Annotated in this window: 14 protein-coding genes; 6 read left to right on the top strand and 8 right to left on the bottom strand. The window is 60.4% G+C overall.

The features are described from left to right. Window positions 1-81 precede the first annotated feature (81 nt). On the bottom strand, window positions 82-633 hold the full coding sequence (locus ACP7BS_RS03540) for a DUF2059 domain-containing protein (protein ID WP_426236136.1): 552 nt from the start codon (window positions 631-633) through the stop codon (window positions 82-84). A 160-nt stretch (window positions 634-793) separates the two neighbouring features. Next, window positions 794-1,486: a ribose-5-phosphate isomerase RpiA gene (gene rpiA / locus ACP7BS_RS03535; protein ID WP_426236134.1), complete on the bottom strand. Its 693-nt coding sequence runs from the start codon at window positions 1,484-1,486 to the stop codon at window positions 794-796. A 219-nt stretch (window positions 1,487-1,705) separates the two neighbouring features. On the opposite strand from rpiA, the gene gph reads away from it, so the two are divergent. Beyond that, window positions 1,706-2,383 (top strand): phosphoglycolate phosphatase, encoded by a 678-nt coding sequence (gph, locus tag ACP7BS_RS03530; RefSeq protein ID WP_426228124.1) that lies wholly within the window; start codon window positions 1,706-1,708, stop codon window positions 2,381-2,383. Window positions 2,384-2,451: 68 nt separating this feature from the next. Here the strand turns inward: gph and ACP7BS_RS03525 are convergent, their stop codons facing one another. Continuing rightward, a complete protein-coding gene (locus tag ACP7BS_RS03525; protein ID WP_426236132.1) occupies window positions 2,452-4,329 on the bottom strand; it encodes a L,D-transpeptidase family protein in 1,878 nt (625 codons plus the stop codon). 472 nt (window positions 4,330-4,801) lie between these two features. Between ACP7BS_RS03525 and fumC the strand changes: the two genes are divergently transcribed. Next, on the top strand, window positions 4,802-6,268 hold the full coding sequence (gene fumC, locus ACP7BS_RS03520) for a class II fumarate hydratase (RefSeq protein ID WP_426236130.1): 1,467 nt from the start codon (window positions 4,802-4,804) through the stop codon (window positions 6,266-6,268). Window positions 6,269-6,453: 185 nt separating this feature from the next. Next, window positions 6,454-7,521 (top strand): GGDEF domain-containing protein, encoded by a 1,068-nt coding sequence (locus ACP7BS_RS03515; protein WP_426236129.1) that lies wholly within the window; start codon window positions 6,454-6,456, stop codon window positions 7,519-7,521. Window positions 7,522-7,593: 72 nt separating this feature from the next. Here the strand turns inward: ACP7BS_RS03515 and ACP7BS_RS03510 are convergent, their stop codons facing one another. The 4 genes from ACP7BS_RS03510 to ACP7BS_RS03495 form a co-directional block, all read right to left on the bottom strand. Next, window positions 7,594-8,397, bottom strand: a complete 804-nt coding sequence (locus ACP7BS_RS03510; RefSeq protein ID WP_426236127.1) for a M15 family metallopeptidase — start codon at window positions 8,395-8,397, stop codon at window positions 7,594-7,596. Next, on the bottom strand, window positions 8,381-8,767 hold the full coding sequence (locus tag ACP7BS_RS03505; protein ID WP_426236125.1) for a hypothetical protein: 387 nt from the start codon (window positions 8,765-8,767) through the stop codon (window positions 8,381-8,383). The genes ACP7BS_RS03510 and ACP7BS_RS03505 overlap by 17 nt, the downstream gene beginning before the upstream one ends. Before the next feature lie 111 nt (window positions 8,768-8,878). Continuing rightward, window positions 8,879-9,487: a pyridoxamine 5'-phosphate oxidase family protein gene (locus tag ACP7BS_RS03500; RefSeq protein ID WP_426236123.1), complete on the bottom strand. Its 609-nt coding sequence runs from the start codon at window positions 9,485-9,487 to the stop codon at window positions 8,879-8,881. 104 nt (window positions 9,488-9,591) lie between these two features. After that, window positions 9,592-10,506 carry an alpha/beta fold hydrolase gene (locus ACP7BS_RS03495; protein WP_426236121.1) on the bottom strand — a complete coding sequence of 305 codons (915 nt, stop codon included), beginning with the start codon at window positions 10,504-10,506 and terminating at the stop codon, window positions 9,592-9,594. Between the two features lie 47 nt (window positions 10,507-10,553). Here ACP7BS_RS03495 and ACP7BS_RS03490 point away from each other — a divergent pair, with 47 nt between their 5' ends. Both ACP7BS_RS03490 and ACP7BS_RS03485 read left to right on the top strand, forming a co-directional pair. Next, complete coding sequence (locus ACP7BS_RS03490) at window positions 10,554-11,039, top strand: MarR family winged helix-turn-helix transcriptional regulator (RefSeq protein ID WP_426236120.1); 486 nt, start codon at window positions 10,554-10,556, stop codon at window positions 11,037-11,039. Window positions 11,040-11,291: 252 nt separating this feature from the next. Then, complete coding sequence (locus tag ACP7BS_RS03485) at window positions 11,292-12,104, top strand: methyltransferase (RefSeq protein ID WP_426236118.1); 813 nt, start codon at window positions 11,292-11,294, stop codon at window positions 12,102-12,104. Window positions 12,105-12,113: 9 nt separating this feature from the next. Here the strand turns inward: ACP7BS_RS03485 and ACP7BS_RS03480 are convergent, their stop codons facing one another. After that, window positions 12,114-12,494 (bottom strand): GFA family protein, encoded by a 381-nt coding sequence (locus ACP7BS_RS03480; protein WP_426236116.1) that lies wholly within the window; start codon window positions 12,492-12,494, stop codon window positions 12,114-12,116. A gap of 248 nt (window positions 12,495-12,742) precedes the next feature. Between ACP7BS_RS03480 and ACP7BS_RS03475 the strand changes: the two genes are divergently transcribed. Then, window positions 12,743-14,374 carry a hypothetical protein gene (locus ACP7BS_RS03475; protein ID WP_426236114.1) on the top strand — a complete coding sequence of 544 codons (1,632 nt, stop codon included), beginning with the start codon at window positions 12,743-12,745 and terminating at the stop codon, window positions 14,372-14,374. Window positions 14,375-14,399 lie beyond the last annotated feature (25 nt).

Raw genomic sequence — 14,399 nt, 5'->3', positions numbered from 1 at the left:
ATACAAAATGAAAAGCCCGGAATGACCCGGGCTTAAGCAATTCGACGTGAGGCACGCGACCGGTAAACCGGCAGCCGTTCCTTATTGCGCAGGCGTCACCGGAGCCGTGCCATCGATCGGCTGCTGACCGGCGGTCAGGGTGGCGCTGAGATCCTTGGTTGCAGCCGCGTTCAGATCGCGGGAAATGCCGGCAGCCCAGATGTCGGCAGCCTTGACCATTTCGCGCGAAGCGATCGGGCCGTCGTTCAAAAGCTTCTTGCCGGCATCGGACGTGTAGAATGTCGCGATCGCGTTCAGCTGCTCGACGGTAAAGGTCTTGGCATAGATCGTTGCCGCTTCACGCTCCAGATCGGCGCGGCGGGCAGCCAGCTCAAGCGCCTTGGCGTCGACCGTCTTGGAAATCAGGTCTTCGTAGTTCGGCGAGGACTGGATGAGCGTCGTCTTCAGGCGTTCAGCCAGGTTCGGCAGGATGTTGTCAAAACCGTTGGTGGCATTGATGGCAGCGATTGCGGCCCGTGCGGCCTTGATCTGCTCGTCCGTTACATCCTGCGCCCGCAGGGTCGGAACCATGACGGAGGAAAGGATGATGGCCGTTGCAGCCATTGTACGGCCGAGACCTGCGAAATTGATCATGTCTGTAACGCTCCTGTCAGTTGATGCCGGGTTGCGCGCGCGCCTTGCATCCGCGAACCCCTGCATAATCCAATTTTAAAGCTGTCGCCACAATAACGGGCACTCCCGATCGGCGGCGACGCTGATAACAATCCTGCGCGGCCAAGTCGGCCGCAACCGGTCAAGCCGTCATCACCCTCGCCCCCGCCGGACCGGCGATGATGGCAAGAGAGGCGATGCCGATGAAAAGCCCATGTTCGACCACGCCGGGAATGGCGTTCAGTTCGCGTGCAAGCGCATCTGCATCAGGAATGCGGCCAAAAGATGCGTCCAGTATCAGATGTCCACCGTCGGTCATGAACGGCCCATCGCCGGAAGCGCGGACATCGATTTCGCCGGAAAGTCCGATCCGTGCGGCAAGTTTTTCAACGGCGATACGCGTGGCGCCCAGCCCGAAGGCATTGACTTCGATCGGCAGCTTGAAAGCACCGAGCGTATCGACGACCTTGGTTTCGTCGGCGATCACGATCATCCGTGCGGATGCGCAGGCAACGATCTTTTCGCGCAGAAGTGCGCCGCCGCCGCCCTTGATCAGCCGCAGCATCGGATCCACCTCGTCCGCGCCGTCAATGGTCAGGTCGAGCTCGGGAAGGTCCTCGAGCGACTTCAGCGGCACGCCGAGTTCAAGGCAAAGCCGCGCCGTGCGCTCCGATGTCGGCACTCCCTCGACCCGAAAACCACCAGCTACTTTTTCGGCCAGCAGCCGGACGAATTCCTCCGCCGTCGAGCCGGTTCCAATACCAAGCCTCATGCCGTCTTCGACATAGTCGAGTGCTGCCGCTGCAGCCTTGATCTTCATTTGACGGGCGTCCATGCGCCACAATCTCCTCAAAACGCACCGATAGGCCACCGAAAAACGCGGTGCCGATCATTCCGCTGAGACGTTTACACGGCTCCAACGGCAAACAAAAGCCCCAATAGCAGCCAGAATGCAAAAGCAAACCTGGCGCTGTGACGTAAAGTTGCGATTGCTTTTCTCCCCCGCTTCCCCTACCCGGATGGCAACATTTCCCCCAAGTTTCAAGAGGTTCCAGTGTCCGTATCCGTTGTCGTGTTTGATCTTGATGGAACCCTCGTCGATACTGCGCCCGATCTGGTCGCCAGCCTCAACCATGCGGTGACGCAGGCCGGCCTTGCGCCGGTGACCTATGACGACCTGACGCATCTCGTCGGCCACGGCGCCAGGGCGATGATCGAGCGCACCTTCACGCTGCGCGGCCAGACGCTTTCCAGCCAAGACCTCGACTGGCAGATGAAGGAATTCATCGACTTCTATCATGGCTCGATGCCGGGCGATTCTTTCCCCTATCCCGGCGTCGTCACCGCCATGGACCGCCTGTCTGCCGCCGGCTACACCCTTGCCGTCTGCACCAACAAGCTCGAAATGCTGGCCAGAAGCCTGCTGGAGGGACTTGGCCTGACATCCCGCTTCGCCGCCATTACCGGCGGCGACACCTTTCCGGTGCGCAAGCCCGATCCCGAACACCTGCTGTCGACCATCCGTCTTGCCGGCGGTTCACCTGAGAAATCGGTGATGGTCGGCGACAGCCTCAACGACATTTTAGTGGCGAAAAACGCATCCGTTCGCTCGATCGGCGTTCCCTTCGGCTATTCCGACGTTCCGATCGAAAGCCTGCAGCCGGACATCATCGTCCGGCATTTCGATGAACTGACCCCCGACCTGATCGGGCGCCTGATCGCGCGGGCGTAATGATCGCCGGGACACAAAAAAGGCGGCTCGAAGCCGCCTTTTTGATGGACTGATCCGATGGACCGTTGTCAGCCTTCGGCGCGGCGTGCCTGACGGGTGGCTTCGAGGGCGCGTTCCATGTACATGTCGCGATCGTAGACATCGTGGAAATATTCGACCGCTCCGTCCTTGTTCGGCCAAGCCGTGAAATAGGCGATATAGACCGGAATCCTCTCCGGTACGGACACGCCCTTGTTGCGGCCGCCGGCGATCTGCTTGCCGATATCCTCGACAGACGTCCCGAGCACGGCAGCAGCCATCCGGCGCGGATCGGCCAGACGCACGCAACCGTGGCTGAGCGCCCGGTCGTCCTTCTTGAAGAAGCTCTTCGACGGCGTGTCGTGCATGTAGATCGCATGCGCGTTCGGGAATAGGATCTTCAGCTCGCCCAGCGCATTGTCGCTGCTTGGCGGCTGGCGCACGGCGACACCGGCCGTCGAACCGTTCCAGTTGACATCGTAGGACGACACCGGCCGTCCCTTGAGTTCCACCTGATAGCCAAGGCGGTCGAGATAGCCCGGATCGTTGCGCAGCTTGGGCAGCATTTCGTTGATGATGATCGACTGCGGTACACCCCAATACGGGTTGAACTCGACCGTCTGGATCTCGTCTTCGAAGAAGAACGTCTGGTGCGCCTTTGAACCGACGACCACCCGCATGGAGAACTGTTCGGCGCCCTGGTCGTGATAGTAGACCATGTAGGCCGGCTGATTGATGAAGACGTAGCGGCTGCCGAGATCGGCAGGCAGCCAGCGCGCCTGCTCCATGGCGATCCGCACTTTTGCGGCCTTGCTTTCGCTGGTGTCGCCGCCCGTCAGGATGCGGATCGACGCCTTGCCGACGACGCCGTCCGGCGTCAGGCCGTGTTCCTTCTGGAAGCCCTCGACCAGCGCCACCAGTTCCGGCGTATAGTCAGGCGTGCCCTGGTAGGCCGTCAGTGTCAGCGAATGTTCGACCTTCAGCGCATCCGAACCCTTGACGCGGATGGCGGCGACCACGTTGGCCAATTCCGGATTGCTGATACCCGGCTTCAAAAGCGTGCCCGGCGCAATCGTGATCTGCGGGGCGTCGCTGGTCTGCGCCTGCAGCGCCGCCAGTTCCCGCTTCAGCGCCAGGAATTCGACGCCGGAGGGCGACTGGGAATTCAGATAGGCGGCGACGTCATGGCTTCTGGCGATATTTTCCAGCTTGCCGGTCAGGTTGACGGCCTTGCGCTTGAAATCGTGATAGCCGGAAATCTTGTTCGGATCGATGCGCCCACGTACCGTGTCGGCGATATAGGTCAGCGTTGCGGCGGACAGCTGGATTTCAAACTCGACCAGCGATTTTTCGCGCACAGCCATATCGTTGCGGTCGAACGTGTCGGACGGCACAGTGACGGCATAGTCTTGCGGGTCAAGCCCGACGCTGGCCGCCTGCCCCAAGACCGTCAGTGCAGCCTTGGCAGCAGAATTCGGCGCATCGCCGTCAATCCAGACGAACCCATCGCGGCCGGCATAAAAAGTCTCGATTGCCTTGGCGACATCGGCCGGAGCGTAAGCGGTGACCTCGGGAAGAAACTGGCGGGCATCGGCGAGAACTGCAGGTGGCGCCGGAGGCAGGACGTCTGCGCTGACCGAGCCGGTCACCACCGGGTCGACGAGCTTTGCGGTGGCGATCCGGCGCAGCGGCTCGGCTTTGTAGGTATAATATTGCGGCGAGGTCACCTTCGGCAGCGGCCGGGCGGCCTGCCTCTGCACGGGCTGCATCTGTTCGACACCCGGCAGCGGCTGGAATTCCTCGACCACCGGCTTCTTCTTGCGAAAAAGATCCAAGAGGTTCAGCGCTTCTGCGCGCTGGACGCCGAGAGAGGCGAACGCGCACCCGGTCATCAGTGTCACGATCGCAGCAGTCTTCATCAACTTCATAGGTTCACTCGTCCCCGTGTCGCATTGCCGCCGTCAGCGGTTCGCGCCTGATGCTCCGTCATGTCACCAGGCTTTCGTACTTATAAGAAAGGATGGTGAATGAAAAGGAAACGCCCAGCCTCAAAGGCCCCTGCCAGCCGTCACGAATGTGTGAGAGCCCAGCCTCATGAAGACGGATGACGGTGCCCAAAAATTTGAATTCCTTGGATTATTTCTTCACGTGCGAAAAAACCGGAATTTTTTGCGAATATTGCGGCAGGAACGCTAGAAACTATCCGTCCGCTTGTGTCTGAAAAGGCACAGCGTCTTGGCCGTGCGCCGGTTTGGATGGCCTGCGTTCCGAATGATCTGCGCAAACTCCGCAGAGATACTATTTCAAACGATTGTAGCATGCCGACCGCCCCTGCAACCTCTTTACAAGCACCGATCAACTGGGCCAGAGAGAACCGCATCACAGCTTCAGACCGTCGCGATGCGGCGGCCTCATCCACCTTCCGGTATCGACGCCGCCCGGTCTCGATATCGAATGACGAAAGCAGGGATTACGATGACATCAACGCGCACGGAAACAGATACGTTCGGCCCGATCGACGTCGCCAGCGACCGCTATTGGGGCGCACAGGCACAGCGATCGCTCGGCAATTTCAAGATCGGCTGGGAAAAGCAGCCATTGTCGATCGTCCGTGCGCTGGGCATCGTCAAGCAGGCGGCCGCCCGCGCCAACATGGAACTGCAGGGGCTCGACCCGACCGTCGGCAACGCGATCATTGCCGCCGCCCAGGAAGTCATCGACGGCAAGCTCAACGATCACTTTCCGCTGGTCGTCTGGCAGACAGGCTCCGGCACGCAGTCGAACATGAACGCCAACGAAGTCATCTCCAACCGGGCGATCGAAATGCTCGGCGGCGTCATGGGCTCGAAAAAGCCCGTGCACCCGAACGACCATGTCAACATGAGCCAGTCGTCGAACGACACTTATCCGACGGCCATGCACATCGCCTGCGCCGAGCGCGTCGTCCATGACCTCCTGCCCGCCCTGAAGCACTTGCATGCAGAACTCGTCGCCAAGGTGAAGGCCTTCGACCACATCATCAAGATCGGCCGTACCCATACGCAGGACGCCACGCCGCTGACGCTCGGCCAGGAATTCTCCGGTTACGCAGCCCAGGTCGCTTCCTCGATCAAGCGCATCGAAATGACCCTGCCCGGCCTTTGCGAACTCGCGCAGGGCGGCACGGCCGTCGGAACCGGCCTCAACGCCCCGATCGGCTTTGCCGAAAAGGTTGCCGAAGAAATCGCCAAAATTACCGGCATCGCCTTCGTCACAGCACCCAACAAGTTCGAGGCGCTGGCCGCCCACGATTCGATGGTGTTCAGCCACGGCGCCATCAACTCGGCAGCCGCTGCCCTGTTCAAGATCGCCAACGACATCCGCTTCCTCGGCTCCGGTCCGCGTTCGGGCCTCGGCGAACTGTCGCTGCCGGAAAACGAGCCGGGCTCGTCGATCATGCCGGGCAAGGTCAACCCGACCCAGTGCGAAGCCCTGACGCAGGTCTGCGTCCAGGTCTTCGGCAACAATGCCGCGCTGACCTTTGCCGGCAGCCAGGGCCATTTCGAACTCAACGTCTACAATCCGCTGATGGCCTACAATTTCCTGCAGTCGGTACAGCTCCTGTCCGACGCCGTCGTCTCCTTCACCGACAATTGCGTCGTCGGCATCGAAGCCCGCGAAGACAATATCAAGGCGGCACTCGACCGCTCGCTGATGCTGGTCACGGCACTGGCCCCCAAGATCGGCTATGACAACGCCGCCAAGATCGCCAAGACCGCCCACAAGAACGGCACGACCCTGCGCGAAGAAGCCGTCGGCGGCGGTTATGTCACCGATGCCGAATTCGACGCGGCGGTTCGCCCCGAAACGATGATCAGCCCTTCCTGATCCGTCATCGGCGCAATCTGCGGTAGATCATGCGGGCAGCCATTCGGGGCTGCCCGTTTTCTTTTGTCGAGGCCGCAGGCTGCATCTACGTGCAATCTAATTGACCAACTTCGTCAAACGTTAAGCCTTCCAAAATCTTTAATCCCTAAAACTAGCGGCTGGAGACAACAAAACAGGAGCTTGCCATGCAAGCGGCTTCGAACAAGGCTCAAATACCCGATATCGCAGCGCAGGTAACCTATGCGATGCGCATCATGGGTATCTCGCCGCTACCGCGCAACTATGAGCTTTATTACGAAGCCTATATCGGCTCCAACCCCAAATTGACCAAGGAACTGGCAGCGCTCGGCAGCCGTGCAACCCAGGAAGAACTGGACGAGATCGGCGCCCGCTACTTCGCACATTTTCACCACGCCGCCGGCATCGACCGGGCCCACAATCACCTGGCCAGCGAACTCGGCGATCTTCTCAAGCTGCTCAGAGACGAACAGTTCGCGCTCGAAAACTACAACAAGCTGCTTGACGAGACCTACCAGAACATCACCGGTAAAAGCAGTTCCAGCGCCGAGATCCTGCGCCAATGCGTCAGCCTCTTGACCGAGGCGACCGCAGACACGATGAACCAGGGCAAGGAGCGGGCTGAAAACGTGTCGCTGAAATCCTTCGAGATGGAGGTCATCCGCCAGGAACTGGACGAATATAAACGCATCGCCAATACGGATTCGCTGACCCGCCTTGCCAACCGGCGGGCGTTTGACGAAAAACTGGCTGCGATCTACAATTCCGAACAGCAGCGCAGCTTTACCGGGCTTTTGATCGCCGACATCGATCATTTCAAGAAGGTCAATGACAGCTACGGTCACCCGGTCGGCGACAAGATCCTTGCCACCGTCGGCACGGTCATTCGCGCCAACCTGGGCCGCGACGCCTTTGTGGCGCGCACCGGTGGTGAGGAGTTCGCCATCATTCTGGGAGACAGCAGCCTTGAAGAAAGCCTGCAGGTGGCCGAGCGCATCCGCACCGCCCTTTCAACCACGCCCTTCAAGAATTCCAAGACCGGCGTCAATTACGGCCCGATCACGCTGTCGGTCGGTGTCTGCCAGGCATCGCATGCCGACGACCCGACCGACCTCTACAACAAGGCCGACATCGCGCTCTATTGCGCCAAGAATGCCGGCCGAAACAGAACGATCCTGTTTGAAGAGGGCATGAAGAAGGATACCGGCAAGAACTGGCTGATCTACCGCAAATAGACGGCAATGCCATTGTTGGACCGGGGCGCCCAGTGGCGCCCTTTGTTATTCCTGCCCCCATGAAACAGCCAACTACCGGCAGGCCGACACACCGGCCGCCTTGCCGATGGCGATCAGCTCGGGGCGGTATTCGAAATGCATGGTGTCGTAGTGATACCAGCGCCCGCCCCAGATAAAACCGTGGCGCTCGAAGGCATCGACGATGTCCATCGGATATTTGTTCCGGTACTGCGCCACCCTGCCCGGCTTGCCGCCGGACCAGACCCAGTAATCCGCATATTTGGTGTTGATATCGATCGCCGCGCCAAAACTGTGGACCGACATGTTCGATGCGCCGGAAACCCTGCGCCAGTTGAAGGTCCCGGCCGAAGGCGCCAGAAACACCTTCATTTCCGGCATGGCCTTCAACTCATCCCGCACTTTTTCAAGCGCCGCGGCAGCACCCTGCCGCCTGGTGACCCGCAGTGTTTTGCCGAACCAGTTGACCGGCACCAGCGATGCCTCCACCTCGGCTGCCGATTTGCCGTAAAGCCGCATCATCAGCGCATCGCTGCGAATGCGGCCTGGATCGAAGTTGCCATCCGGCTTGGTCTCGCACGGTCCAGCCGGATAGATCTGGGACAGGCTGTCCTCGATATCGCCCGCCGCCAGTTTTTCCGCATGGTCCTTGGCCTTGCCGTCATCGACCGGCAGCGAGCCACCGTCGTGAAAACGGATCGCTCCGTCTTCATGCTTTGCAAGCGAGCCGGGATAGGCCGAAACCAGCAAATCCAGTTTCCGAGCAAGCGTCGGATCGGCAGCCGCCAATGGAAAGGCTGAAGCCAGCATGGCTGCAAATGTCAGGCCGGCGAGTGCCCGGTCAATCGACCGTGACATTGATATAGTCGCCGTCGGCACCCCGGAAAATCTGCACGTTGATGACGGAACCGCCGCGCAGCAGCGCCCGGGCAGCGCGGCTCTCGATCGTGCCGTATTCGAGCATGCGCTCGGCCTTTTCCCGGTTCTTGGCCGAGGCAAAGAAACTGTCGCCCTCATCGCCGGGCTGGCTGACGCCGTAGCGATGATAATTCGCCCGGTCCTGCCGGATGACCTGCCATGGCTCGGTCAGTGCCTCGCCATTGGAATTATAGAGGTCTTCCTCGCCGATATAGGCATCGTACTCCTCGACCAGCCGGTCGGCGCGGGCAATGCCTGCCGAAAGGCCAAACGCCATCACGGTTGTCAGAAAAATGGCCCTGTATGTCATGTGTGTCCCCCAACAGACGGTAACTGTGCTCCGCATCCATTTAACGAAACAGGATGCCCGTTGCAGGAAAAACGTTTCGCCGCGGTGTTTTATTCGACCAGCCTTGCCCAGCTACCACATAGTTTTTGCGGCGCGCTCCGGCCATTCGCGGTCATAGGTCTCCTTGTCGAAATCCGCTTTGGCAGCTTTGAGCAGCGTCCCCGGCGTCGGCAGGGACTGCGGATCGACGAAGCGCTCGGGATTCCAGATCTGCGATCGGATCAGCGCCCGGGCGCACTGGAAATAGACTTCGCCGATGGTGACGACGATGACGCTGCGCGGATGCTTGCCGTCGACCTCGAACGATCCGGTCAGATCGGGATCGACGCTGACCACGGCCGTGCCGTTGATCCGCATCGTCGTGTTGGAGCCGGGGATGAGAAACATCAGGGCCACGCGCGGATCGCGGACGATATTGGCCAGCGAATCGACCCGGTTATTGCCGCGCCAGTCCGGCATCAGCACGGTCTTGTCGTCGGCGATACGGACGACGCAGGTATCGTCGCCGCGCGGCGAACAGTCGAGCCCCTCCGGTCCGACCGTGGCAAGTGCTGCAAACGGTGCCGCCTCGATCATGCTGGCGTAATCAGGCGTCAGCCGGCTGGTCACCTTGACCAGTGATGCCTCGCTTGTACTGCCGTAAAGCGCCGTCAGCTCTTCCACTGTGCGAATGATCGTCATGCCGTTCTCCATCGGACCCGTCTTCACCAGGCCCTTTCCCCGAGCCGTGGCAATCCTTTCGACCGGTAGCATGACGCCTTTATGACAGCACTTGCGAAATTCGCTTAGGCAGCCTCGCGCCGGTCCGCCGCTCCCGCACGAATGAAGGCATTGATCCGCGCGACCACCGGAGCGGCGGAGACGATCCGCCGGTGGCCGAGGCCGTTTGCCCAATCGAGTTCGATATTGTCGCCTGCCGCCGCATAACGGCGCGCATGATCGGCGGAAACTTCCTTGTCATCCTCGGCATGAACAACCAGTACCGGCGTCGTCAGCATGCCGAGAATGCGGGCTGCATCGAACTCCTCCAGCCTGCGGCCGGAAAGCCGGACCACCATGTCTTCCAGCGCCGCCTGGGACTTCGCAGACAATTGAAGATATCGTCCGAACCCTTTGAAAAGCCCGGTCATCTCGCTGGGCGCACCGATCAGCACCATTTTCCGGGCAACATGAGACGGCACGTCGTCCACCAGGCCACCCGCAGCGCAGGCCAGGCTGGCTCCACCGAACGAATGGCCGACGGCAACGTCGAAGCCACCGAACTGCCGCCATGCCGCGTCAATGGCGCGCACTGCAGCCGGCATGGTCAATGTCCGTCCCGGCGAAGCGCCATGTCCCGGCCAGTCCAGGGCGACCACCTCGGCGCCGCCGGCCGTCAGTCCATCGATCATGGGTGCCAGATAGTCGCTGCGCGATCCCCATCCATGCACCAGCAGGATGCGCCGGGTCGCGGTCCCTGCGGACTGTGACTGGAAATGCTTTGCAGTGACCCAGCCGCCGGCAAACGACAGCGTCACAAGCCGCGCTCTGGCCATGACGGGCTCTGCCGCCGTCAGCGCTGCCTTTTCCTTGCCGCTCCTTGGTGTCCGCGAGGGCGTGACGCTGAACAGGCGAAACGCCAGCCGCCCCGCCGCCTCGGGTGAGAACGCCGCAACGGTTTTGAGCGCAAGGCGGGTGACCTTGATCGCAAACGATGCCATAGTGGGATTCCCTTTGAATGTTCAATGATGAACATTATTGTACAACGATGAACAAAAAGCAAGAGACCATCGAACACCATCATTTTCCCTGGGATCATCCGCGGTTCCGCAGCTGGATCGCCGTCGCCCGCGCCTGCCAGCTGATGCAGCAGACGCTGACGCGCAGGCTCACCGAGCTCGACATCAAGCCGCCGCATCTGGATATCCTGATCAACCTCTACCGTTTCGACGGCATCTCGCAGCAGGAGCTGGCGCGAAAACTGCTGGTCGGCCGCTCCAACATGAGCATGCTGCTGCCGCAGCTCGAAAAGCGCGGCCTGATCGAGCGCCGCAGCGATGAAAAGGACAAACGCGTGCTACGGCTATCGCTGACGGCAAGCGGCCGCCTGCTGAGCGAGCAGGCGATGGAAATCCAGACGGCTCTGATCGACAAGTCGCTGGAAAGCGAACCGATCGAGGAATGCCTGATGGTCGCACAGTCCATGGAGCGGCTGATCCAGCGGCTTTTGAAAGAGGACGCCGACCTCGACTAGCAGCTGCCTCTCAGGCCGCGCTTGGCTGCGCAGCTCCCCGGCAATGTGGATAATCAACCAGATTGAGCTCTGTCAGAGGACAGCCTTGGCCTTTCCTCCGCCAAACCGGCCACCCGATACGCGAGGTCGGCCTGTGTTTCCGGTATTGACATGCGCTCAATTCCGGCAGCGACGGAGGATTTAAGGCCTCAAACACCCGCTTTCGCAGGTTTTGCATTGCCAAACGTCGGCCCGCGCCGTAAAGACGCCGCCATGCAGAAGATCGATGAAGAAGCCCTCGCCGAAGCCTATAACCGCGCGCTCGCCCTGGAAAAATCCGGCGATGTCGAGGCGGCTGTCAAAGCCTATCTGGAAGTTCTGGCGATCGATCCCGACGATCACGGCGGTGCTGCCGTCCGCATCGCCTCGATGGGGCATGGCGAGACGCCCGACAAGGCGCCGGACGCCTATGTCACCACCCTGTTCGATCAGCACGCCGATGTCTTTGAAGATGTGCTTGTCGAGCAGCTTGATTATCACGTACCGATGCTGGTGCGTCAGCGGCTGCAGGCGCTCAACCTCGGCCCGTTTGCCCGCGTCCTCGATCTCGGCTGCGGCACGGGCCTGACCGGTGGCGCCCTGCGCGACATGGCCGACGACATCACCGGCATCGACCTGTCGGAAAACATGGTCGAGATCGCCCACGAAAAAGACCTCTACGAAACGCTCTATGTCGCCGAAGTCGTCGACTTCCTCGAGGACAATGACGACGAGCCGTTCGACCTCATCACCGCCACCGACGTTCTGCCCTATCTCGGTGCGCTCGAAGCCCTGTTTTTCGGCGTTGCCGAAAACATCAACGCCGGCGGCCTGTTCATCTTCTCCAGCGAAACCCTGCCTGCGGACACCTTTGCCGGCCGGTCCTTCATGGTCGGCCCGAACCAGCGCTTCGCCCACGCCGAAACCTACGTCCGCGAGCGGCTCGACGCCATCGGCTTCGATGTCGTCGAGTTCACCGGCATCACGGTGCGCAAGGAAGAAGGCCAGCCGATCGCCGGCCATCTGGTGATCGCAAAACTGCGCTGATGACGGCGCTCAGGCGCCGTGAACGTCCGGCAGATCGTACCAGTCGCCCTTGAATTCCGTCAGGATATTCTTGACGATCCGCTTGCCGGTATCGCCGTCGATCACGCCGGCCGAGACCATCAGCAGGTCGGTGCCGATATTGTCCTTCAACAGACGGCTGCCGCAGGTCGAACAGAACCCGCGCCGGGCCTTGTCGGAATAGCCATACCATTGCAAAGTGCTATCCGCCTCGAACCGCACGTCGTCGCGCGGCGCGCCGATCACCGCCATGTAATTGCCATGCGCCTTGCGGCAATCGCCGCAATGGCAGCAGAATACACCGGCGGATTCCACCGGGATTGAAAATTTGACGCCGCCGCAGCGGCACGAAGCGTTCAGTCGATCGGCCATGGATATTTCCTTCCGAAGGTAAACAGGTACGGAAGCCGCAACGCGGTCTTCGTATGGAGACATACGGCGCAAAGCCCCGGCTTCAAGCGTTGCGCGGCGTGAGCTGCCCCATGAGAAACAGCGCGGGCTAATTTATTCCGAGAAAATACAATCATAAATTGATTATGCAATCTTTTGGTGCAGGTGATTTATGGACGCTAGCCAATGTCCGGCCTTACGTTATCGACACAACTTAAGGGGGAATATTGATGGAGATTTTTGTAACCTGGCTCACCAGCGCGGGCGGCCTTTTCGGCCTTCTGATCACCGCGATAAAAAATGGTCTCGGGCTCGACCCGCTCGCTCTGCTGTTTGCGCTCCTGACCCCGAGCCTGCTGCTTTATGGGCGCCACGAAGTCAGGCTTCGCCGCCTGCGCTCGATCAAGGATTTTCTGATCTCGTTCGGCACGGACAAGGAAAGAAGCCACGGCGCCGACGACGCCCATGATCTTCCGGCCGACGCTGCCAAACCCGATGCGGATGTCCGGCTGACCAACAATCCCTCCTTCGAATTCGTGAAATCCAAATATGTTTCGGACCTGCAGGTCGAGGATCCGCCGCAGGGCAAGCCATTCAACCAGATGAATGACATCGACCAGATCGACTGGATCATCAAAAGCATCGGCAATTTCGGCTCGCGCAGCGACTGGCGGATTTTTCTGTCCTCCATCGGCTTCGTCCTGTTAAGCTATTTCGGCTTTTCCGCTCTGTTCAGCACGCTCTCGTGCGGTCTGGGCGCAACCACATGCTGTGCGTCGGATGGGGTGGCCTGTGCCGAACCAGCCAGCGGCTATGGCAATTGGCAGCAACTGACCGTGATCGGCTCACTGGCCTTTGCCGGCGCCTTTATCGCAGCAATCCGAAGCTTCGTCCGCGCGGTCGCCGTCTTCGACCTGTCGCCCTACACGTTCCTGCGCCATACCGCCGAGATCGTCGCCTCGGTGATCTTCACCATCGTCCTGTTCGCCGTTTTTCGCGACCCCATAAGCGGGATCACCGGGCTGGTTGCCGAGATCCTGCCCGCCGCCCCACAGCCTGCTGCATCAGTACCGGCACCAGTTGCCACAGTAACCGGTGATCACATCCAGCCCATCTGGTTCGGCCTTGCGCCGCTTCTCGGGCTCTTGCCGCAAAGTGCGACGAAATTCCTGCTGATGAAATTTCAGAACCTGATCAGCTGGATCAAGACCACGGACGACCGGTTCATCAACGTCACAAAAATCGTCTCGCCCGATATTATCGACGGCATCGACTACGAGACGCGGTTCCGCCTGGAGGAATGCGGCATATACGATGTTCAGAATCTCGCCACCTACAATCCGATCATGCTGCATATCGAATCGCCCTATGGCATCTATCAGGTCATCGACTGGGTTGCCCAGGCGCAGCTCTGCCACATTCTCGGCCCGGAAAAATTCCTCATTTTTCGCGAACTGAATATTCGCACCATTTTCGACCTCGAACGGGCGATCAGCAGCAAATATTCGGTCAAGGCCTTCGACGAGATTTGCGCCGGCGTCCTTTTGGCCTCGACCAGCAGCCTGCGCGATACGGTGCGGATCAGCGCCACCAAGCCGATCACCTCGGATACCGACAGGACGGAGGCCGTCGATGCCGATGCCTATTGCATCTGGGCCCGCAAGAGAATGCAGCGTGACGACGATTCCAAATCGACCGAACACGTGCTCAGGTGGATCGCCGACGATCTGCATGTGCGCCGCCTGCGGCGCCTCTGGCTCGATATTTCAGAAAGCCTCGGCTTGCAGGCAGAGGCTCTGCCGGATGGCGTCAATCCGGACGACATCATCCCACCGCGGGTGATACCGGTTCCGGTTCCGTAAGACGCAAAGTGGAAAACGGCGCCCT

This window comes from Pararhizobium sp. DWP1-1-3, assembly GCF_049896125.1.
Classification (GTDB): Bacteria; Pseudomonadota; Alphaproteobacteria; order Rhizobiales; family Rhizobiaceae; genus Pararhizobium.
The sequence above is the reverse complement of the archived record's forward strand: the minus strand, read 5'-3'. Positions and strand labels throughout refer to the sequence as shown.